This is a genomic window from Rhodococcus sp. MEB064, from assembly GCF_000834565.1.
Classification (GTDB): domain Bacteria; phylum Actinomycetota; class Actinomycetes; order Mycobacteriales; family Mycobacteriaceae; genus Rhodococcoides.
Map to the genome: position 1 here is coordinate 20352 of NZ_JXQS01000013.1, position 21551 is coordinate 41902.

Consider the following 21551-nt stretch of genomic DNA (forward strand, 5'->3'; position numbering starts at 1 on the left):
CCCCGGCCGCTAGGCTTTGTCCATGTCCGTGACCGATGGTGAGGCTGTGAACGAGCGCGATATCCCCACGGTGGCCCGCCTTCGTCCGTTCGGCTCGACCATCTTCGCCGAGATGACGGCACTGGCCGCCACGCACGACGCGGTCAATCTCGGTCAGGGGTTTCCCGACACCGACGGGCCCGCACGCATGCTCGAGGTGGCGCAGGAGGCCATTGCCTCCGGCCTGAACCAGTACCCGCCGGGCCCGGGCATGAAAGTACTGCGCGACGCGATCGCCGGCGACCGCGCGCGGCGCTACGGCACGCAGTACGACCCGGACTCCGAGATCCTGGTGACCGTGGGAGCCACCGAAGCCGTCAGCGCCGCGATGCTCGGACTGGTCGAGGCGGGCGACGAGGTGCTGCTGATCGAGCCGTACTACGACTCGTACGCCGCCGCGGTCGCCCTGGCCGGCGCGCGACGACGCACAGTCCCGCTGGTCGTCGACGGTGACCGCTTCGCCCTCGACCTCGATGCCCTGCGTTCGTCGGTGGGGCCGGACACGCGGATGATCGTCGTCAATTCTCCGCACAATCCCACCGGAACCGTCTTCACGACACCGGAACTCGCCGCGATCGCCGAGGTCGCGTGCGAGCACGATCTGCTGGTGTTGACGGACGAGGTGTACGAACGGCTGGTCTTCGACGACGCCGTGCACACCCCCCTGGCGACGTTCGACGGAATGGCCGAGCGGACCATCACCGTCTCGAGCGCCGCGAAGACCTTCAACGCCACCGGCTGGAAGACCGGATGGGCCTGCGGGCCTGCTCCGTTGATCGCGGCGGTCAAGACCGCCAAGCAGTTCCTGACCTTCGTGGGCGGCGCACCGTTCCAGCCGGCGGTGGCGCACGCCCTCGAGCACGAGAGCGCGTGGGTCGAATCCCTCCGCGCGGGGCTTCAGACCAAGCGGGATGTGCTCTCGACAGCCCTGTCCGATGCCGGGCTGGGTGTGAAGCGCAGCGAGGGAACGTACTTCGTGTGTGCGGACATCGCCCCGCTCGGTGAGCACGACGCCGACGCGTTCTGCCGTGCGCTGCCCGAACGTATCGGTGTGGTCGGGGTGCCGGTGGACGCTTTCGTCGACCACCGCGAGGGGTGGAACACGTTGGTGCGCTTCGCGTTCTGCAAGCAGGACGAGGTTCTCGCCGAGGCAGCCGCCCGTCTGGCTCGTCTCACCGACACGGCATGACGAGCGAGAGTCCGGCGTCTCCGACCATTTCCGTCGAGTTCGTCCGCACCGCCGTGGCATTGGCCCGCGAGACAGGGCTCGATCTGACGGCGTGTCTGCGCGAGGCCGACATCGACCCGCACGTGCTGTCCCGCCCGGGCGCCCGCCTCACCACCGATCAGGTGACCCGGTTGACGCGAGCGTTGTGGCAGATGACCGGGGACGAGCTGATGGGCCTGGGGTCCGCGCCGGTGCGACGCGGTACGTTCCGCGCCCTCAGCCTGACGATGATCCATCGCCCGGACCTCGGCAGTGCGCTCGAGCGCATGGTCGACGTGGGGCGAGCGTTCCCCGGCGTGCCTCGCGGCGTCCTGATGCGCGGGGGCGGCCGCGCTCGACTCGAACTCACCGACACCCCGACGATGTTGGACGGTCAACTCTCCCCCGAGGTGGCGGCAGCGGCACGACGGATCCAGATCGAATTCCTGCTGATCCTGTGGCATCGCTTCTCGGCGTGGCTCATCGGCCGTCGCCTGAAACTTCTGTCCGTGGAGATGCCGTTCCCCGAGCCCGCGCAGCCGTCGCCTCGCGTGTACGACGACATCTTCGGGGTGCACGTGAGATTCGGCAGCGACGTCGCCGCCCTCGAGTTCGACGACGCCATCATGGCGTCGCCGTTGGTGCAGACCGAGGAATCGCTCGAGGAGTACCTGCGCGAGTCGCCCAACCGCCTGTTCTCGGAGCGGGACTACGGGTCCAGCGCTGCGAGCGTGGTGCGACGCGCGCTCGCTCTGGGGGCGATGGGCAGGGCGTCGACCACCACCGACATCGCCGCGATGCTGTCCATCAGCGTTCCGCACCTGCGTCGGCTCCTCCGCCAGGAAGGCACGTCGCTGGGGGAACTCCGCGACGAGGTGCTCCGGGACGCGGCGGTGGCCGGGCTCGAACGGGGCGAGACGGCCGAGGAGATCTCGACCCGCCTCGGCTTCTCCGAGCCCAGCGCGTTCCGCCGCGCCTTCAAGCGGTGGACCGGAGTGACCCCCGGTTCCTACCGCTCACACGCGTGACGCGCTCAGGATCATCTCCGATGCCTTCTCTCCGATGAGCACCGACGGCGCGTGCGTGTGGCCCCGGATGATCGTGGGCATCACCGACGCGTCGGCGACCCGGAGTCCGGACACGCCGCGGACCCGGAGTTGGGGGTCGACCACCGAGTTCGCATCCGACCCCATCCGGCAGGTGCCCACCGGGTGATACAGCGTGTGCGACATGGTGTCCAGCGATTCGGTCAGCGCCTCGTCGAGGGCCTCGCTGTGGCGCAGGACCGGCCGGACCATCTCCCCCAGCCGTGACTTCAGAGGCTCGGTCTGCGCGATGTCCGCGCAGTAGCGGAGCCCGCTGAGCATGGCAGCACGGTCGATGCCGTCGGCGTCGGACAGGTACCGCGGATCCACGACGGCCTTGTCCAGCGGCTGCGACGACCGTAGCGAGATGCGCCCGCGGCTCTCCGGCTTGAGCAGGATCGACCCGAGAATGGCCGCGTGGGAATCGGCCGGGATCAGTCCCTCGTCGAAGAACGGAGCGGGCGCGAACAGCAGCTCGAGATCCGGGAGATCGAGGGAGTCGCGGCTGCGCACGAACCCGTACGCCTCACCGACGTTCGAGGTCAGCATGCCGCGACGCCGCGCGAGATAGTTGATCAACTCCGGAATCTTCTCGGCCGTGAACAGGGTGTCGGACTGCACGCCGTATCCCAACGCGGACACCAGGTGGTCCATCAGGTTCTCGCCGACCTCCGGTGCCGCGTGCACCACGTCGATGCGGTGCTCGGCCAGGTGCTCGGGATTACCGACACCGGAGAGCATCAGCAGCTGGGGAGTGTTGATGGCGCCTCCGGACAGGATCACCTCCGCCCTCGCCCGAACGGTGTGCAGCGCACCGTCCTTCGAGTACTCGACGCCGACGGCGCGTGTTCCCTCGAACAGCACGCGCGTCGCCTGCGCCTCCGTCACCACCGTCAAGTTGGGACGTGACATCGCCGGTCGGAGGTACGCATCGGCGCAACTCCAACGGGCGCCGCGCTTCTGGGTGACCATGGTCTCGGTCATTCCCTTGGGCGCCGGCAGGTTGGCGCGCTCGGTCGACAATCCCAGCGCCGCAGCAGCTTCCAGGTACGCCGCGGTGATCTTGCGAGGACTCCGCTGCTTGGACACGTGCAGGGGCCCACCGGTCCCCTCGTCGGATTCCGTGGCACCTTCCAGGTTCTCGATACGTCGGAAGGTCTCGACGACGCTGTCGAACGACCAGTTCTGCCCTGCCGCCTCGGCCCAGTCGTCGTAGTCGGCGGCGAATCCGCGCACCCACATCATGGCGTTCATCGACGACGAGCCGCCGAGCATCTTCCCGCGCGGCCAGAAGATCCTGCGGCCCGCCAGTTCCGCCTGCGGTTCGGTGTCGTAGTCCCAGTCCATCTCGGAGCGGAACAACTTGGAGAAGCCGGCCGGGATGTGGACGAACTTGTCCTTGTCCTCGGGCCCCGCCTCGAGGACGACGACGTCGTTGGCGGACGACGCGCTCAGGCGGTTGGCGACGACGCAGCCGGCGGAACCTGCGCCGACGACGACGTAGTCGGTGGTGATCTCGGGCATGTCAGCCTCTCAGAGCGGATGCGAAGATGGCGGGCAGAGCTTTCCAGGACGGTGCCGCCGCGAAGGCCGTGAAGCGCTTCGCGGTGGTGGCTGCCGTGCGATTGGTGACGAACCACGGCGGCTTCGGGGACAGAGTCATCTCGCCCTTGAGGATGGAGCGCGGCGACGGCCGGAACGGTCCGCGGACGACGGTGCGCTCGGGCCGGTCGATCAGGAGAGCGTTGTGCACCACACCGATTCCGCTCTGGACGTCGTCCAGGGTGTGCCCCGGGAACGCACCCCAGGTCGCGGCCGCGGTCAGGAATCCGACTCCGGTCCACGCGTTCAATGCGACGGTTCCGTAGCGGAGGCTCTCGATCATCGTGTCCACCCCGCGTCCCATCTCCGACAGCGTGGCGGGGTGGGCGATGATGTTGACTCCGAGTGTCCCGACGAACTCCTCGTTGGCCATGCGCACTGCCTCGGAGACGTATCGCTCACCGCTGTAGGGGATCTCGATGACGCCGAGGACCGGAGCGAAGTATTCGGTGGTGAGCAGCGCGCGGTAGCGGTCGGGGTCGAGATCGCTGACGAGGGTGCGCTCGCCGGCAGGTCCGAGCGACTGCGCGCCGGGGTAGTCCGCCCGAGCCCCGGCGACACGGGTAGCGCTGCCCGGGTAGTAGGCGTCGCGGCCGGGGGCGTCGTGAAGGGCCTTGCGCAGCGCCGCCAGGAACTTGTCGCGCTTGTCCCACTCGGACGAGATGACGACGACCTGTGCTGCGACACAGTTGTATCCACCGTTGTGCAGTCGCTGGGTGACCACGTGCTCGGCCTGGAACGCGATGTCCGCGTCCGACCAGTCGCCGGGAAGGACGATGACGGGCGAGACGCCGCCGAGTTCGCTCGAGATGGGTACGTCGAGGACGGGCGTGTTCGCCTTCTTGCGTGCCGCGCCCTCCTCACCCGTCCCGAACACGATGGCGTCGTGCGTCAGCGAGCTGCCGGTCATGTGGACGTGCGCGACACCGTCGTGACGCACCAGGTAGCCCCCGACATCGGGACCACCGGTCAGGATGCGGACCGCACCGATGTCGATGAGCGGCGCGAAGGCCGCACGCAGCACCGGTGCCATCGGATCGGTGACCGGGTTGAGCTTGAGTGCGACGACCCGATTGTGGGCGACGAGTTCGTACAGGGTGTCGAGCGGTGCGATGGACGTGATGTTGCCGGCGCCGAGCACCACACCGATGCCTCCGGTGGTGGTGGGATCACGTTGCGCCAGACCGGCGTTCTTCCTGGCCGTGTCCGCGTCGACACCCGGCTCGAGCCACACCTCGGCGCTGAACCCGTTGAGCAGCAAGGTGTCGAAGATGTTGGAGGGCAGCACCTTCACGGTGGTGCGACCACCGGGAGCAGTGCCCAGATCGACGCCCGTCAACGGACTGCGGCCGGCGTCGAGCTGACGGATGCTCTGCGCGAGCACGCCGCATGCGGTGATCACCGAGTACGGACCCGACAACCATTCCTCGCCCATCAACGGCGACGACGCGGGGAGCTTCTTGAAGACGGCAGCGGCGTCGACCCACGCCTGGGCGTGCTTCGCCGTCAGTGCGCTGACCTCGTCGAGAAGTCGTGCGCGGTCGGCGAGCGAGGTGCGACCCCACACCGTCTCGCCCTGCGCGAGATCGGTCAGGGCGGTGTCGACGTCGGGGAAGGTGGGTGAGTCGGTGGTGCTCGAGGACAATTCGCCTGTGGTCATAGGTTCGATTGTGACGTGCACTACATGCGGTGGCCATAGGCACGCGCCGGTGCCTGACCGCGGCGCATTGTGCCCGCGCACAGTAGCGGTGTGGCGCCCGTTACACGCGGCCCGTAGGGTCGAGGAATGTCGACACCCGTGGTCACTCGCCCGACCGGCGCCGCGCCTCTGACCTCGGAGTCGCTCGCGTCGCAGCTACGAGCCCATGTGGGTGAGCTCAGCGACCGGCTGGTCGCCGACATCCTGACGGTCGAGCAGTCCTACCTCGACTCGACGTCGCTGACGCGCGATCAGCTGGACACGGTGTGCACCGGCAATCTCCGGTCCATGCTCGACGCCCTGGCCTCCGGCGGTACCGGCGATCTGGAGCCCGCGCGAGCAGCCGGTCGCATCAAAGCCGAGAACGGAGTTCCGCTCGCGGCGCTGCTGCATGCGTTCCGTCTCGGCGGGCGGTTGATCTGGCAGGAACTCACCGTGACAGCCGCCGGTCGCACACCGGAAGTGCTGCTCGCCATGGCGACGGACGTCTGGGCGATGGTGGACACGTACTCGGACGCCGCCGCGGACGCCTACCGGGATGCCGCGGACCGTTTGGCGCTGGACGACGCGGACGCACGCCGCCGGGTCCTCCGAGCCCTGTTCGACGAGGCCTCGTCCGACCCGTCGTCGCTGCTCGACGCGTTGCGGACGTTCCGTATCCCCGACTCCGGGCACTTCACCGTGGTCTCGGCGGAGACATCGCTCGAGCGTGGCGCGCTGTCCGGTCGCGCCCGCGACGCCGTGCTCGCTGCCGGTGTCGACTCGGTGTGGGACACCGACGCGGACGGCCACCTGGGCCTACTGGTCGGATCGTCGGATGCGGCCCTGGATCGTGCCGTCGAGACCCTCGGCGCCCTGTACGGCACCAGGGTCGGTGTCGGGACGTACTTCCACCGGTCGCTCGCGACTCCGGTCGCCGTGGCCCAGGCCCGCAGCGCCCGACGATGCGCTCCGGCGGGGAGCGCGCGGGTAATCCGCTACGACGCGTCCCCGATTCCACTCCTGCTGGTCACGACGCCCGACGCGGCCGCCCTGGCTGCCCGTCAGATACTCGGACCGCTGGCCACGTCCGCGGTCGACGACCGCGTGAGTCTTCTCGACACTCTCGATGCCTGGTTCGCCTCGGGCGGATCCACCACGGCAGCGGCCGACGCGCTGCACTATCACCGCAACACGGTGCTCTACCGGCTCCGCCGGATCCACGAGCTGACCGGGCGCGATCACACCGACCCCGCGCACGCCGCCGAGTTGTACGTCGGACTCCGCGCCGCCGAACTCGCCGGCCTGAGGTGACCACTAGAACATGCGTTCGACTCCGCGCTAGAATGGCTGCGTGAGTTACGCACTTCAGGCGTCCCTGTTCGACGATGCCGCGGACGGACCGTCACTCGGCCCGCTGTCGGACATCAGGCGGACGACGCTGACGGACGGGGCGTGGATCGACGTACTGCCGGGGTGGGTCCGTGGGTCGGACGCTCTGTTCGACACCCTGGTCGAGGACGTTCCGTGGCGCGCCGAGCGTCGTCCGATGTACGACCGGGTGGTCGACGTGCCGCGGCTGATCTCGTTCTACCCCGACCCGGCACGGCTCCCGTCACCCGCTCTCGTCGAGGCCGGAGACGAGTTGAGTCGGCACTACCGAGCAGAACTCGGCGAGGACTTCGCGACGGCCGGGCTCTGCTTCTACCGGGACGGCAAGGACAGCGTCGCGTGGCACGGGGACGACATCGGGCGCGGCGCCCGCGAGGACACGATGGTCGCCATCGTGTCCTTCGGCGCCGCGCGGTCGCTGCTGCTGCGACCGCGCGGCGGTGGTCCGTCGGTGAGACATGCACTCGGACACGGTGATCTGATCGTCATGGGCGGTTCGTGCCAGCGGACGTGGGAGCACAGCATCCCCAAGACCGCCCGGCCGACCGGTCCTCGCATCAGCGTCCAGTTCCGGCCCCACGGCGTGCGCTGACCGCGTCGGCGAGCGCGTGCAGTGCCGTGGCCGTGTCGTCCCATCCGATGCACGCGTCGGTCACCGACTGGCCGTAGGTCAGGGCGGCATCGCGTCCGGAGAGAAGATCCTGGCGGCCCTCGACGAGGAAGCTCTCGATCATGACGCCGACGACGGCGCGGTCACCGGCCGCCACTCGGTCGGCGATATCGCCCAGGACCACGTTCTGGCGACGATGATCCTTGGCGCTGTTGCCGTGGCTGACGTCGACGACCACCCGACCCGGCCGACCGGCGAGCTCGAGGCGCCGCGTCGCGTCGGCAATCGAGGCCGCATCGTAGTTCGGTCCTGCTGTGCCGCCGCGCAGGATCACGTGGGAATCGGCGTTTCCGTCGGTACGCACGATGGCGACTCGGCCGTCGTCGTCGACACCGGGGAACACGTGCGCCGACGACGCGGACCTGATGCCGTCGACAGCCACCTGGACGTCGCCGTCGGTGCCGTTCTTGATGCCCACCGGCATCGGCAGGCCGCTCACCATCTGCCGATGCACCTGGGAGGACGCTGTTCTCGCGCCGATCGCCCCGTAGGTCACCAGGTCCGACAGGTGACCGGCGATCATCGGGTCCAGGAACTCCGTCGCCGCCGGCAGACCGGCGTCGACGATGTCCGCGAGCACGCGGCGCGCAGCACGGAGGCCGCCGTCCAAGTCGTCCGATCCGTCGAGCCGAGGGTCGGAGAGCAGCCCTTTCCACCCGACCGTGGTGCGCGGCTTCTCGAAGTACACCCGCATGATCACCTGTATCCGGTCGGCCAACTCCCCCGACAGGACGGCGAGACGCTGCGCGTAGTCCATCGCCGCAGCCGGGTCGTGAATCGAGCAGGGCCCCACGACGACGGCGATGCGATCGTCGTCGCCGGCAAGGATGCGGCGCAGTTCGGCACGACTGTCGGCGACGCGAGCGGGCGCGAACGGCGACGACGGCACGGCAGAGCGAAGCTCACGAGGTGAGAGGAGTGGGCCCGTCAGGATCTGATCGGGCGCGGTGTCCAGTGCAAGAGTCACGATGATTGTCCTCGTCGGGCTCGGGTGACCCGGCACGACCGACGAACGCACTTCCACGCGAGCCGGTCCTGCCGGCTCGTCGGGTGGGGTTGGTCAGCGCATGGTTCCGCTGACCGGACCACCGAGGGCCGGCCTGCTGAACCAAAAATACGCTCGCTGCACATCTGCACTGTAGCGGACAGCGAACGTGGGACGATACGTCGATGTCTGACGCGAGATCCACAGGTGACCGGATACAACGCAGTCCCGGCTTCGAGAAGGCCGCACGGGCAGGTCATCTCGGCAGCGGAGTCGTCCATCTCCTGATCGGGTACATCACCGTGCGACTCGCCCTGGGCGGCGGCGGGAACGCCGACCAGTCGGGCGCACTCGGCGAGCTCGCCTCGCGTCCGGGCGGCGCTGTCGTGCTGTGGATCGCTGTCGTGGCGTTCCTGGCGCTCGCCGCGTGGCGCGCGGTCGAGGCGAGCGTCGGCAAGAAGTCCGACGCCGATTCCGGGGGTGTGACCGACCGCCTCAAAGCGGCGTCTCTGGCCGTGGTCTACCTTGCCTTCGCCTGGTCGGCCTTCACCTTCGCGAGCGGATCCGGGAAGTCGAGCGGGCAGCAGAACGCAGGCATCACCGCGCGATTGATGGAGTCCGGCGTCGGCAAGGTCGTGCTGCTCGTGGCCGCCGTGGTCATCGTCGCCGTCGGCATCTACCACGTCTACAAGGGTGTTTCCACGAACTTCACGGACGACCTTCAGGGCGGGGTGGGACGGCCGGTCCGGGCGATCGGTGTGGCCGGCTACGCGGCCAAGGGCCTGGTGCTCACCGGCGCGGGTGTGCTGGTGGCCGTCGCGGTGCTGACTGCCGACCCGAGCAAGGCCACCGGACTGGACGGAGCTCTCAAGACCCTGGGATCGCAGCCGTTCGGGCAGGTACTCCTCGTCCTGGCCGGACTCGGTCTCGCGCTGTACGGCGTGTACGCCTTCGTGCTCGCGCGTCACGCCAAGATGTAGAAGTTCTTCGGCGAACCCGTGGGCCGTTCACAGCCTTTTACCAGCGACGTAGTGCACACTACGGGGTATGAGTTTGCTGCACGCTCCGAAAACCTCCACGGCACCCGTTACCGAGGGTCACTACCCATCGGTGCCCACCACCCCGCTCACCACGCCGTCGCGTCCGACGGACGATGCCTACCCGGGCATCCTCCGCACCTTCGCGATGTTCCTCTTCGCGCGCTGACCGTCGTCGAGCGTCACTGCGACTTGTCCCAGGGGAGAAAGGTTGTGCACAATCTAGCTGTGCACTACTGTTCGGGGAGTGAACGACACACTGGCTCTCGACAAGCAGCTGTGCTTCGCCCTCTACTCGGCGTCGCGCGCCACCACGGCGGTCTACCGGCCGCTGCTCGACGATCTCGGCGTCACCTACCCCCAGTACCTCGTCCTCCTGGCGCTGTGGGAACAGGACGGCTTGGGCGTCTCCGAACTCGGAGCACGCCTGGACCTGGACTCCGGGACCCTGTCACCGCTGCTCAAGAGGATCGAGACGATCGGCGTGATCACCAGGGAACGATCCCCCGACGACGAGCGTCGCGTCGAGATCCGCCTGACCGACGCCGGCCACGCTCTGCGTGACCGTGCGCGATCCATACCGGAGTGCATCTTCACCGCGTCGGGGCTGACCGCCGACGAAGCCACCACGCTCGTCGCCCTCGTCCGCAAGACGACGGCCGCACTCCGCCACTCCTGAACCCACCCGCAACAGAAAGGCTCACTCATGAAGACCCTGTACACCGCCGAGGCACTCGCCACCGGAGAAGGCCGCGACGGCCACGGACGCACCACCGACGGCAAGGTCGACGTCGACCTGTCGATCCCGACCGAGATGGGCGGCAACGGCAAGGGCACCAATCCCGAGCAGCTCTTCGCTGTCGGGTACGCAGCCTGCTACCACTCCGCACTGCGCATGGTCGCCGGCCAGCAGAAGGCCGACATCTCCGACTCGTCCGTCGGCGCGAAGGTGAGCATCGGCCCGAACGACGCCGGCGGCTTCCAGCTCGCCGTCGTCCTCGAGGTGACCCTCCCCAACCTCGACCACGACACGGCGCAGGCCCTCGCGGACAAGGCCCACGAGGTCTGCCCCTATAGCAACGCCACCCGCGGAAACATCGACGTCCAGATCACCGTCAGCGACGACTGAGCACTAGATCGGGTACGTCACGCCCGTGAGCTCGACGGACTTGTCCCAGAGCTCACGGGCAGTTTTCTCGTCGTGAGACGCCTTGTTCGAGCCCACCTTCTTCGGATAGCCGCTGAGCTCCTGGAAGCCGTCCGGGCCGTAGTACCCACCCGAGTCGAGTCCGGGCTCGGTGGCTGCGTACAGCTCGGGCAGGCTGCCCATGTACGCCGACTGCGCGAACAACCGGCCGATCGACATGACGGCGTCCTGGAACGACTCGGTGCGCCCCTGCAGTTCGGTCGACGAGTATCCGGGATGGGCCGCGAACGACTTCAGCGGTGATCCTGCCGCACGCAGACGTCGGTCCAACTCGTAGGCGAAGATGAGGTTGGACAGCTTGGACTGCCCGTACGCACCCCATCGGCTGTAGCGACGGTTCTCGTAGTTCGGGTCGGACACCTTCAGCCCCGGCACCTGGTGCATGAAGCTCGACATGGTGACCACCCGGTCGGTGATCTTGTCCAGCAACAGACCGGTGAGGGCGAAATGGCCGAGGTGGTTCGTGCCGAACTGCATCTCGAACCCGTCGGCAGTCTTCTTGTGCGGCAACGCCATCACCCCGGCGTTGTTGATCAGCACGTCGACCTCGGGGGTGTTCTCCGCGAACTCCCGCACCGAGCTCAGATCCGCCAGATCGAGTCGACGGACCTGCGCGCGCTCACCGATCTCGGCTGCGATCGGCGCGGCCTTCTCGACCGTCCGGCACGCGAGGACGACGTTCGCACCGGCCCGCCCCAATGCCTTGGCCGCCTCGGCGCCCAGCCCGCTGTTCGCCCCCGTGACGACGAAGGTCCGACCGGTTTGATCCGCGATGTCGGTCTCGGCCCATCTACGTGTCTTCGTTGCCATCGTTCATCCCCCAGAGAGTTGCTCGTCGACCGATCCTGCTCGTGCGACACGACACTACTGACGCGCACGCGCTTTACTTGACCGGTGCCCGCACCCCTGCCCATCCGCGACGGACTGAATCCGACGAGGATCCGCATGCCCGAGGTGTCGTCCGACGGCGACACCGTCGTGGGGTACCTGTCCGGCAGGTTCCCGGACGACGCGGACTCCCTGCGCGCGAAGGTGGAGGCCGGCGAGGTGGTCGACAGCGCCGGACGACCGGTGTCCGCCGAATCACCGCTGGTCCCGAGGTCGGACATCTACCTCTACCGGGATCCCCCGGTAGAGCCTGAGGTGCCGTTCACGATGGAGGTCATCCACCGCGACGATGCCATCGTCGTGGTGGACAAACCTCACTTCCTGGCCACCACGCCGCGCGGCCGGTTCGTCGTGCAGACGGCGTTGACTCGTCTCCGTCGCATGCTGGGGAACGACCAACTGTCCCCCGCGCATCGGCTCGACAGACTGACCGCCGGTGTCCTGATCTTCACCGCGCGCACCGACGTGCGGCGGGCGTACCAGGAGATGTTCCGCGACCGCACGATGACGAAGGTCTACGAGGCGGTCGCTGCGGAGTCGTCCACGACCACGTTCCCGCGCACGGTGACAAGTCGCATCGTCAAGGAACGGGGGTCGTTGCAGGCCCTGGAGGTCGCCGGCGAGGCCAACAGCGAGACCCTGGTGGAGAAGATCGGCAGCGGGGGCGCGCTGGCGCACTACCGCCTACACCCGCGCACCGGCAAGACGCACCAGCTGCGCGTCCACATGGCGTCACTCGGCTTACCGATCGTCGGCGACTCGCTGTACCCCGTTCCGCGCGAGGTGGCTGTCGACGACTATCGGGATCCCCTGCAACTTCTCGCGCGGAGCATCACCTTCACCGACCCGATCACAGGCGCACCGCGGCACTTCGAGTCTCGGCGGAGCCTCGGGCCGTTCGGATCGTGATCTGGTGCGAGATCGCGGCGAGGGTCAGCAGGCCTATCGCCAGATTGCTCAGGGCCGCGAATCCGGTCTCGGCGAAGTCGACGAGCGCGCCGAGCAGCGCGTAGATCAGCGCGGCGGTGCGCAGCCTGCGTAGCGGCCACTGCGCCCCCGTGCGACGCCGGGCGATCAGCGCGGGGAGCGCGAGAACGACTGTCGCACAAGCGGTCAGCCACAGGATGCCGCCGGACAGGGTCATGCGGTCCAGGGTCACGTCCAGATCGTCGCTCTCGATCACCAGGCCGCCGGTGAGCAGCTGCGCCACCCCGGCCAGCACGGTCGCCAGGGCCGTCACGACCATCAGCCACGACAACACGGTCACCCACCGCGGGCTCGTCAGCATCGACGGCACGGCGCGTGATGTACGCGCACGCCAGACCGTCGTCCGGGACGACGCCGGCGCGCACCGGGTCAGGATGGTGTCGATACCGGCGACGACCTCGGCGTCGGCGCCCGTCAGCCGCGCCCTGTCCAGAAGCTCCCGCGCGAGTTCGCGGCGCGATTCAGGAAGTCCGCCGATCACACCGTCGGCGGCGATGGCGGCGGCGTTCGCCAGGCACTCACGCGAGGTCGGCTTGCGGAGGTCACGCACTGTCCGGCTGAGGATCAGAACCAGCACGACGGTCACGTACATGATCTCGGCCGACGGTCCGTAGAAGTAGTCGTTGTCCTTGGTCACGAACTTGCCGACTTCGTCGAGGAACAGTCCGAACCCCACACCACCGAGGACCACCGCGACGGACCGGACGCCGTAACCGAGAAACAGCCACCCCGACACGAGCGCGGCCATCATCAGCGCCCCGCCCCACAGCGCGTGCGCGATGTGCAGGGACCCGCCGCCCACCTGCGGATAGTCGGTCAGCTCGAGATACGCCCGCGTGAGGAGAATCGTGGCGACCGCGCCGATGACGAACAGCTCCACGGACGACGTTCCGAGGGCACTGCGCACGATCGGCGTCCGCACAGGGGTCGACACCGTCGGCGGCTTCGTGGTGGCCATCGTCGATTATGGCAACTCACAGTGGGTTTTGGCGGTCGAGTCGCCGATTCGTCACGGTAATGTTCGGTCGATGAAACTCGTCTCCGTCGCGTTCGCCGCAACCGCCGCCCTCTCGCTCGTGCTCACCGGATGCAGCTCCGAAGATCAGCAGTCCGCGCAGGACACCGCGAACAACGCCGCCGAGTCCGTCGGCGACGCTGCTCAGGGCGCCCTGAGCTCCGCACAGTCGGCCGCCCCCGGCATCCAGTCCAGCGCCGGCAACCTGGCCGACGACGCCGGAAACGTGTTCGACGATGCCAAGCGCGCCACCTTCGTCGCCGCGTACAAGGCGCAGTTCTCCACCCTGTCCGAGGGGAAGTCGGACGAGGACATCGAGGGACTGCTGGGCAGCATCTGCCAGCAGATCACCGACGGCAAGGACAAGGACGCCGTCGTCACCGACATCCGATCCGCAGCCACCAACAACGGCAACGAGCCAGGTGTCGACGAGGCCGGCAACATCTACGAGCAGGCCAAGGTCGCCTGCCCCTGATCGCCACAGCAGCACGTGTCGGTGTGCGCGGCTAGCGTGGCGATCGTTCCCCCGACGGAAGGATCGCCATCATGCCGGAGCCTGTCTCGACTCACCGACCGTGCTGCCAGGGCGTAGTCCCGCCCTACCTTCTGCAGCGCCTCGCATCGGCACCGACCGAGCGCAGCGCTCGCCTGGACACGGCCCCCTCCGTCGCCAGTCGCACGCTCGAGCTGGACGACGAGATGCGTCGACGGCGCGATGTGACACGGGAATCGTTGTCACCCAGCGCCTCTCGCGGCGCAGTTGCCGGACGTCTCGTACGGACCGTCGCCGACGCGAAGAACACGCAGACCCTTCCCGGCGACGTCGTCCGGCGCGAGGGTGATCCTGCTGTCGGCGATGCCGCAGCGGACGAGAGCTACGACGGGCTGGGGCTGACGTACGCCCTGTTCGACGAGGTCTACGGATGGGCGAGTCTGGATGGCAAGGGTCTCCCTCTCGACGCCACCGTGCACTACGGCGAGCAGTACGACAACGCGTTCTGGGACGGCGACCGCATGGTGTTCGGCGACGGAGACGGCGAGGTGTTCACCCGCTTCACGGTGTCCCTGTCGGTCGTCGCCCACGAACTGGCTCACGGCTTCACCCAGTACACCTCGCAGCTCGAGTACTCCGGCCAGTCGGGTGCGCTCAACGAATCCATCTCGGACGTGTTCGGCGTCCTGGCCGAGCAGCGCTCACGCGGTGAGAACGCCGAGGACGCGTCCTGGCTGGTCGGCGAAGGCCTCTTCCTCCCCGACGTGCAGGGGTCCGCGCTGCGCTCGATGCTCGCACCCGGCACCGCGTACGACGACGACGTCCTGGGCAAGGATCCGCAGCCCGCCGACATGGCCGGATACGTCGAGACCACCGAGGACAACGGCGGTGTCCACATCAACTCCGGCATCCCGAACAGGGCGTTCGCCGAGGCCGCGGTGGCTCTCGGCGGCCCGGCGTGGGACCGCCTCGGACAGGTCTGGTTCGACACGTTGACCTCCGGAAACATCACGCCGACAGCAGATTTCGCGACTTTCGCTGCTGCCACCGTCACCGCGGCGATCACTCGCTACGGCTCCGGTTCCGACGTTCACCGGGCCGTGCTCGGCGGGTGGACTACCGTGGGCGTCGAGCAGACGGGGTCCGACGCGTCGGACGAGGTGAGCCGAAGGGCGTGACATGGTCATCGTGGTGGTGCGCAGTGGCGGTGTGGCCGGGATGACCCGCCGCGGCAGCGTCGACACCACCACCGTGGGCGACGACTGGCAACAGTTGGTCGAGCGCGCTCTCCCGTTGCTCTCCTCGCTCGACGACTCGTCGACGTCGGTGCGCGACGGTTTCCGGTGGCGACTCCAGATCGGTGACCACTCCTGCGAAACCGGCGATTCGGCGCTCACCGGTCCGCTGCGCGAGCTTGCGGAACGCACCTTGAAGGAGGGGCGTCCGCCGCGATAGCGGCGGCCTCCCTGCGTGCCAGGTTCGCGTTCCACCACGGGTCGCTCCCCGGCTCGTCGAGGATGCAGGCGCGCAACTCCGGTTCCAGAGTGGACACCGCCGGCACCGCGTCCGCGGACAGCGTGGACAGATAGTCGACGTCGATCAGTCCGGTCCGCTCGTAGCGCTCGACTGCCCGCTCCGCGACCAGCGCATCGACGTTCACCACCGCCATCACCAGCACGCCCACTGCCGCCGTACCGACGATCACGGCGGGCAGACGACGCGACGACCATCGCGCACCGGCGACGATGACGGCGAGCACGACGACGCCCAGCCACACCTCGACGGCCATGACACCCACGCGGAGGCGGGTGAGACCGAACTGCTGCTCGTACAACGACATTCGATACACCGCCGACCAGACGACCACCAACGTCAGGACACACAGCGACCCGAACGCGACTCGGGCGAGAACACGGTCGCGCCGCACCTCGGCATCGACCTTGCGCGCCTGAACGGCGACCACGACGAGTACGCCGACGGTCACCGTGACCAACTGCCAGAACCCGGATCGGGCGTGATCGGCGAATGTCAGGTCGTCCGTCGTCATCACATGGTCGTGTCCGCCGAACAACGTGGCCGCCTGCACCACCACGAACGCTGCGAACACGACGACCAGCGCCGAGACCGGCACGGCCCACTCCCACACCGGTCGTCGCCGCCCGGCGCCGGGGGCGAGCGCGTCGAGTGGCACCGCGTGACGCGCCGCGTGGGCGGCACCCAGAATCCACAGCGCGACGCACAGCGCCACGACCGGACCCAGAGGGTCGACATCGACGGACACGGTCGGGATCACCGCGTCGACGAGGGAGGCGAAGCGATCGTCGGCGCCCGCGAACAGCAGCGTGAACACGGTGACCAGCAGGGCCGTGCTCACCACGACGCGCACTGCGCGCATTGCTGACCGCCGCGACGGCAGCGTCACCTCGGCGGCGCCGGAACCGAGCGAGCGGAACACCGCTCCTTGCTCAACGACGGGCATGAGAGGAGAGAGCACCGTCGCGGTGAACGTCGTCGATGTCGTCGTCGACAGGGCCACACACCACACGGCCAGTCCGATCGACGACACGGCGAGCCACCCCGAGTCGCGGACGAACGGCACCAGCAGCAGTGCGAACGCGACGACGATCCACGCCACCGACCAGCGCGATCGCCGGTCGAGCAGCCCTGCGGCGAGAACGGCGGCCACGCCGACGACGAGGTAGGCCACCGACGGGCGGTCGGTCAGCGCGGCGCCGGCGACCATACCGACTGCCGCGGCGATACCCACGGCCCGACGACGCGGAGACTCGGTGACGCTGCGGACCGGCGACTGCGCCGCCGGATCGGGAAGAAGGTCGGTGGTCATCGTGAACCTCTCTCGGGCAGGGGTGATCGCGCGAGCACCGGATGCGGTGTCACGTGGTGAGTGCGGAAGGTGGGGTCAGACGGGAAGGGTGAGCCGGAAGCAACACCCGGCGGCGACGTCGACCACATCGAGTGTGCCGCCGTGCAATTCGGCGGCCCATCGGGCGATGGCGAGCCCGATACCGGTGCCGCCGTCGGTCGACCCGCCGCGGACGAACCGGTCGAACACCCGAGCGCGGTCGGGCGGAGCGATCCCGTCGCCCTCGTCGACGACGTCGATGCGCACCGAGTCCTCACCCACGACGGCGGAGACGGCCACCGCACCGTCGGGTGGGCCGTGGCGCACGGCGTTCTCGACGAGATTGGCCACCACCTGTCGCACCCTCTCCTCGTCGGCGGTCACCGTCGCACCGGACGGCTCGACCGACACCGAGAACCGGGTCGCCGTGCTCTGGGTGACCACGCTGGTCAGAAACTCTCGGAGGTCGAACGTGCTGCGCGACAGGCCGAGTGCGCCACCCTCGAGCTTCGACAGATCCAGGAGGTCGTCCACGAGCCGGGCCAAGCGTTCGGTCTGCTCGAGTGCGACTCCGACCGCCGCGGGGGTCGCCTCCTGCACCCCGTCGGCGATGTTCTCGAGCACGGCCTGCAGCGACGCGATCGGCGTCCGGAGTTCGTGCGAGACATTGCCGATCAGTTCCCGACGGTAGCGATCCGCCTCGGCGAGGTCCTCCGACATCGTGTTGAAGGCGACAGCCAGCTGGCCGATCTCGTCCCGCGACGTGGCCCGGACGCGGTGTGTGTAGTCCCCGTTCGCCATCGCTCGCGAGGCTGCGGTCATCTCGCGTAGCGGCGAGGTCATCCCGTGCGCGACGATCTGTGTGACCACCAGCGCTACGACGAGTGCGAGCAGCAGCGCGTACCGGAAGGGCTGCTGCGCCGCGAGCCAGAAGGTGCCCGACGCCGCGAACAGTGCGATGACCACCACCAGGCCGGTCTTGACCTTGAACGAACGTAGCGAGTCGAGAGGGCGGATCATCCGCGTGCCCGGAACGCGTACCCGACACCGTGAACGGTGCGGACGACGTCGGAACCCAGTTTGCGCCGCAGCGCTTTGACGTGGCTGTCGACCGTGCGGGACGGCACCGATGTCATGGAGTCGTCTCGCGACCACCCCCACACGTCCGACAACAACCGGTCTCGCGCGAAGGCCGCGCCCGGCCGCCGAGCGAGGAAGAGCAGCAGATCGAACTCCGTGCGCGTCAGGTGGACCTCGTCACCGTCACGGAACACCCGTCGCGCATGCTCGTCGACGCGGACGTCGTCGAACTCGTGGACGACGGTCGGCGTCGGCGCGGGATGGCGCTCCACCCGGCGCAGCAATGCGTGCACGCGGGCCACCAGGGTGCGCATCGAGAACGGTTTCGACATGTAGTCGTCCGCACCCACCCCGAGACCCACCAGCTGGTCCGTCTCGTCCGACCGCGCCGTGAGCATGAGGACGGCGACCGGGCCCTCGGGGCGGGACTGGATACGTCGGCACACCTCGAGACCGTCGAACCCCGGCAGCATCACGTCGAGGACCACCAGATCCGGATTCGTTCGCGCTACCGTCTCCACGGCGGCCGGTCCGCTCGATGCGAGGTCGACGTCGAAGCCCTCGGAGTGCAGCCGCGCCGCGATGGCATCCGCCAGAGCCTTCTCGTCCTCGACCACCAGTATTCGCCGTCGATCCATGAAGCAGACCGTAACGGCATCATGTGCGGGTCTCGGGGACGCGATGTGAAGATTCCGTGGAGATCACTCTCGGCCCATGAACCGGACGCAGCGTCAGCCGAGCAGGCGTGCCACCTCCGCGGCCGCGCGACCACCCGATACCAGCGCACCCTGGATCGAGGGCGTGTCGCGGTGGTCACCGGCGAGAAGCACGCGGTCTCCCACTCGTAGCGGTCGACGCAGTGGTGTCCCGGGTGCCTGGGCGGGAAGTGCGTGCGACACGTCGTGTCGGACGATCACCCGCCACGACGAGGTCGACCGTCCCCACAGCCGGTCCAATTCGGCGCGCACGACCGACTCCGCCGCCGGTCCGGCGGCACCCAGGAGTGTTGTCGCTTGCACCAAGGTCTTTCCGGTCGGCGCGTAGCCGGGGGCGATCGCGCTCATCTCGGCCGTGTTGACCACAGAACCGCCCGCGCCCGAGACGCGGAGGAAGGTGTCGGAGTCGGCGCTGTCGGCGTCGAACCACCAGGTGGACAACCCGCGCATCGACGAGGTCTCCGTGTCCATCAGCGCGGCTGCAGCCGGCGCATCCGTTGCCACCACCACGGCGCGGGACCGCAGCACTGTGCCGTCGGCGGTCCGAACCGTCGGCGTGGTGGTGTCGTCGGTGACGCGATCGACCCTGGCCGAGTACATGATGTCGACACCCGCGCCCCGGGCGAGTTGCTCGGGAAACGCCTGCATGCCGGCATTCGGAACACCGGGGGTGGCCAGCAGGAAGCTGCGGAGCACCAACCTGACGTACCGGTCGGACGTGGCACCGACGCCGTCGGCGAGCACTCCGCTGAGAAACGGAGCGAGCAGCGAATCTCGCAGGGGCCCGCGGAGACCGAACCGGTCCCAGTCGTCGGCCAGTGCGGCATCGGGTGCGCTGCCCAGTCGACGGACGGACCCCACTGCGGGCAGTGCCCACCGCACCGCCCCGGCGACCGCTCGGGGCCTGATCAACCCGAGCCCGACGGCGGATCGAACCGTCTCCAGCAGCAACGTCGGGTGACGGGTCGGATCGGCCACTGTCCGCACGGCGTCCGAATCGTCGACGATCCGAACGCCTCGACCGGCGACCCGCAAGTCGAGCGCATCGATGTCGACATGCCTCTTCACCGCCGGGTACGACGGATTGAGTAGTTGGAATCCTCGGTCGCACCGGAAGCCGTCGATGACGTCGGTGCGGATGCGCCCACCCGGCGCGGTCCCCGCCTCCACGATCCTGGCGGTCAGTCCGCGTCGCCGGAGGGCTGCAGCGCATCGCAGACCGGCGATGCCCGCCCCCACCACGATCACGTCCGCGTCGATGTCAGTCATGATCCGTCGATGCTATCCGGCCGTCGTCACCACCCGATCCGACACAGCCCTGAAACCACGAAAGCCACCTGCACGCAGGTGGCTTGTCGATTCATGGTCGTTCTTCGGTGGCCAGAGCCGGGATCGAACCGGCGACCTTCCGCTTTTCAGGCGGACGCTCGTACCGACTGAGCTACCTGGCCGTGACATCCGTGGCTGACACCGGATGGTACTGATGCATTCGCACCACCGAGATGATGCGATTGTTGCGACCCTGACGGGACTCGAACCCGCGACCTCCGCCGTGACAGGGCGGCGCGCTAACCAACTGCGCCACAGGGCCATGCTGTGAAGCATGTACTGCGTGGAAGACCCTACTGCATCTTCGTCGTACTTCTTACCACTCGAAGAGTGGCCCAACCCGTTGCGGTGATGTCACACACCGAAACGTACCCCCTACGGGATTCGAACCCGCGCTACCGCCTTGAAAGGGCGGCGTCCTAGGCCGCTAAACGAAGGGGGCCCGTCGAATCGCTCCGACCGTACCCCAACGGCGTTCCGTTGGGAGCTTGGATAGCTTATGACACTGCTTCAGGATTTCCCAAATCAGCAGGTCAGGCTATGAATCGACGCTGACAGCGGTGCGTGAGGGCCACCCGTTGACGCGCCACTTGTCCAGCCATTCGCGGGACGCCATCGCCATCAGCAGAACCTCGAGCGACTCCTCGAACAAGAGCGTGAGATTGGTGTCGTCGGCGGTCAGGTCCGCCATGTAGCGCTGACCGGCGAGGGACGTGACCAGCACGCGGGTGAACATCCGCGGATCGATGTCCGGGCGGAGCAGGCCGGTCTCGTGCGCCTCGGACGCCAGCTTGTGTGCGGTGCGCCCCCAGACGGCGCCGGCGCCTTCACGGATGCTCTCGTGGAACTCGGGTTCGACGACGAGACGGAACTCGGCGCGGACGACGACGTTCTCCTCGAAGGACGTGGCCAGGCTGGTGATCAGGGTGTGCAGCCATTCCAGCGCGTCCGTGCCCTCGGGGCGCGGCGTGTCCATGACGGCGATGTACTTCTCCATCGCGGTCTGCAGCACTGCGCGTGCGAGTTCTTCCTTGGAACTGAAATGGAAGTACATCGCGCCCTTGGTCGCGCGTGAACCTTCCAAGATGGTGTTCACCGATGCCGCGGTGTAACCACGCCTGCTGAACTCGTACGCCGCAGCCTCGACTATCGCGGCCCGGGTGCGTCGAGCGCGTTCCTGCTGTGCCATTGCGCCTATGCCTCCGAAAATGATCACCCAAAGGGGCCCTGATACTCGCCGAAGCTTAACCGACAAACCTGAGAATCCCCTCGGACCTG

Annotated in this window: 22 protein-coding genes and 3 tRNA genes; 12 read left to right on the forward strand and 13 right to left on the reverse strand. The window is 68.2% G+C overall.

Annotated elements, in window-relative coordinates; genetic code table 11:
• Positions 1-22 precede the first annotated feature (22 nt).
• Entirely contained in the window at positions 23-1228 is a 1206-nt protein-coding gene (locus tag RU01_RS07170) for a pyridoxal phosphate-dependent aminotransferase (RefSeq protein ID WP_042573849.1), read from the forward strand.
• On the forward strand, positions 1225-2274 hold the full coding sequence (locus RU01_RS07175; RefSeq protein ID WP_042573850.1) for an AraC family transcriptional regulator: 1050 nt from the start codon (positions 1225-1227) through the stop codon (positions 2272-2274). The genes RU01_RS07170 and RU01_RS07175 overlap by 4 nt, the downstream gene beginning before the upstream one ends.
• On the opposite strand, the gene RU01_RS07180 is transcribed toward RU01_RS07175, so the two are convergent.
• Both RU01_RS07180 and RU01_RS07185 read right to left on the reverse strand, forming a co-directional pair.
• Positions 2263-3855 (reverse strand): GMC family oxidoreductase, encoded by a 1593-nt coding sequence (locus RU01_RS07180; protein ID WP_042573851.1) that lies wholly within the window; start codon positions 3853-3855, stop codon positions 2263-2265. The genes RU01_RS07175 and RU01_RS07180 overlap by 12 nt on opposite strands.
• 1 nt (position 3856) lies before the next feature.
• The gene (locus RU01_RS07185) at positions 3857-5593 is read right to left on the reverse strand and encodes an aldehyde dehydrogenase family protein (protein ID WP_042573852.1); all 1737 of its coding nucleotides are present in this window, start codon (positions 5591-5593) and stop codon (positions 3857-3859) included.
• Between the two features lie 126 nt (positions 5594-5719).
• On the opposite strand from RU01_RS07185, the gene RU01_RS07190 reads away from it, so the two are divergent.
• Positions 5720-6925 carry a PucR family transcriptional regulator gene (locus RU01_RS07190; RefSeq protein WP_042573853.1) on the forward strand — a complete coding sequence of 402 codons (1206 nt, stop codon included), beginning with the start codon at positions 5720-5722 and terminating at the stop codon, positions 6923-6925.
• Between the two features lie 40 nt (positions 6926-6965).
• A complete protein-coding gene (locus RU01_RS07195) occupies positions 6966-7595 on the forward strand; it encodes an alpha-ketoglutarate-dependent dioxygenase AlkB (RefSeq protein WP_042573854.1) in 630 nt (209 codons plus the stop codon).
• Here the strand turns inward: RU01_RS07195 and RU01_RS07200 are convergent.
• Positions 7561-8643 (reverse strand): 3-deoxy-7-phosphoheptulonate synthase, encoded by a 1083-nt coding sequence (locus RU01_RS07200; protein WP_197074708.1) that lies wholly within the window; start codon positions 8641-8643, stop codon positions 7561-7563. The two genes, RU01_RS07195 and RU01_RS07200, sit on opposite strands and share 35 nt — an antisense overlap.
• 200 nt (positions 8644-8843) lie before the next feature.
• Here RU01_RS07200 and RU01_RS07205 point away from each other — a divergent pair, with 200 nt between their 5' ends.
• The 4 genes from RU01_RS07205 (at position 8844) to RU01_RS07215 (ending at position 10824) form a co-directional block, all read left to right on the forward strand.
• Positions 8844-9638: a DUF1206 domain-containing protein gene (locus RU01_RS07205; protein WP_042573855.1), complete on the forward strand. Its 795-nt coding sequence runs from the start codon at positions 8844-8846 to the stop codon at positions 9636-9638.
• Positions 9639-9705: 67 nt separating this feature from the next.
• On the forward strand, positions 9706-9864 hold the full coding sequence (locus RU01_RS22790; protein ID WP_156148827.1) for a hypothetical protein: 159 nt from the start codon (positions 9706-9708) through the stop codon (positions 9862-9864).
• 78 nt (positions 9865-9942) lie between these two features.
• Positions 9943-10374, forward strand: a complete 432-nt coding sequence (locus tag RU01_RS07210) for a MarR family winged helix-turn-helix transcriptional regulator (RefSeq protein ID WP_042573856.1) — start codon at positions 9943-9945, stop codon at positions 10372-10374.
• Between the two features lie 27 nt (positions 10375-10401).
• Positions 10402-10824 (forward strand): organic hydroperoxide resistance protein, encoded by a 423-nt coding sequence (locus RU01_RS07215; protein WP_042573857.1) that lies wholly within the window; start codon positions 10402-10404, stop codon positions 10822-10824.
• 3 nt (positions 10825-10827) lie between these two features.
• Here the strand turns inward: RU01_RS07215 and RU01_RS07220 are convergent, their stop codons facing one another.
• On the reverse strand, positions 10828-11712 hold the full coding sequence (locus RU01_RS07220; protein ID WP_042573858.1) for an oxidoreductase: 885 nt from the start codon (positions 11710-11712) through the stop codon (positions 10828-10830).
• Positions 11713-11847: 135 nt separating this feature from the next.
• Here RU01_RS07220 and RU01_RS07225 point away from each other — a divergent pair, with 135 nt between their 5' ends.
• On the forward strand, positions 11848-12699 hold the full coding sequence (locus RU01_RS07225) for a pseudouridine synthase (protein ID WP_197074709.1): 852 nt from the start codon (positions 11848-11850) through the stop codon (positions 12697-12699).
• Here RU01_RS07225 and RU01_RS07230 read toward each other — a convergent pair.
• On the reverse strand, positions 12641-13735 hold the full coding sequence (locus RU01_RS07230) for a hypothetical protein (RefSeq protein ID WP_042573860.1): 1095 nt from the start codon (positions 13733-13735) through the stop codon (positions 12641-12643). The two genes, RU01_RS07225 and RU01_RS07230, sit on opposite strands and share 59 nt — an antisense overlap.
• A 70-nt stretch (positions 13736-13805) precedes the next feature.
• Here RU01_RS07230 and RU01_RS07235 point away from each other — a divergent pair, with 70 nt between their 5' ends.
• The 3 genes from RU01_RS07235 (at position 13806) to RU01_RS07245 (ending at position 15740) form a co-directional block, all read left to right on the forward strand.
• Entirely contained in the window at positions 13806-14267 is a 462-nt protein-coding gene (locus RU01_RS07235; protein WP_156148828.1) for a hypothetical protein, read from the forward strand.
• Between the two features lie 71 nt (positions 14268-14338).
• Positions 14339-15463 (forward strand): M4 family metallopeptidase, encoded by a 1125-nt coding sequence (locus RU01_RS07240; RefSeq protein WP_042573861.1) that lies wholly within the window; start codon positions 14339-14341, stop codon positions 15461-15463.
• Between the two features lies 1 nt (position 15464).
• Positions 15465-15740 carry a protealysin inhibitor emfourin gene (locus RU01_RS07245; RefSeq protein WP_042573862.1) on the forward strand — a complete coding sequence of 92 codons (276 nt, stop codon included), beginning with the start codon at positions 15465-15467 and terminating at the stop codon, positions 15738-15740.
• Here RU01_RS07245 and RU01_RS07250 read toward each other — a convergent pair.
• The 8 genes from RU01_RS07250 to RU01_RS07285 form a co-directional block, all read right to left on the reverse strand.
• Positions 15679-17130, reverse strand: a complete 1452-nt coding sequence (locus tag RU01_RS07250) for a DUF4153 domain-containing protein (protein WP_052493161.1) — start codon at positions 17128-17130, stop codon at positions 15679-15681. The genes RU01_RS07245 and RU01_RS07250 overlap by 62 nt on opposite strands.
• Before the next feature lie 75 nt (positions 17131-17205).
• Positions 17206-18168, reverse strand: coding sequence for a HAMP domain-containing sensor histidine kinase (locus RU01_RS07255; protein ID WP_042573863.1), 963 nt, complete (start codon positions 18166-18168; stop codon positions 17206-17208).
• Complete coding sequence (locus RU01_RS07260; protein WP_042573864.1) at positions 18165-18866, reverse strand: response regulator transcription factor; 702 nt, start codon at positions 18864-18866, stop codon at positions 18165-18167. Before RU01_RS07260 ends, RU01_RS07255 begins: the two co-directional genes overlap by 4 nt.
• Positions 18867-18959: 93 nt before the next feature.
• Positions 18960-20213 (reverse strand): FAD-dependent oxidoreductase, encoded by a 1254-nt coding sequence (locus tag RU01_RS07265; RefSeq protein ID WP_042573865.1) that lies wholly within the window; start codon positions 20211-20213, stop codon positions 18960-18962.
• Positions 20214-20321: 108 nt separating this feature from the next.
• Positions 20322-20395, reverse strand: a tRNA-Phe gene (locus RU01_RS07270).
• 66 nt (positions 20396-20461) lie between these two features.
• Positions 20462-20535: transfer RNA gene (locus RU01_RS07275), tRNA-Asp, on the reverse strand.
• A gap of 107 nt (positions 20536-20642) precedes the next feature.
• A tRNA-Glu gene (locus tag RU01_RS07280) sits at positions 20643-20715 on the reverse strand.
• A 96-nt stretch (positions 20716-20811) separates the two neighbouring features.
• Entirely contained in the window at positions 20812-21462 is a 651-nt protein-coding gene (locus RU01_RS07285; protein ID WP_042573866.1) for a ScbR family autoregulator-binding transcription factor, read from the reverse strand.
• Positions 21463-21551 lie beyond the last annotated feature (89 nt).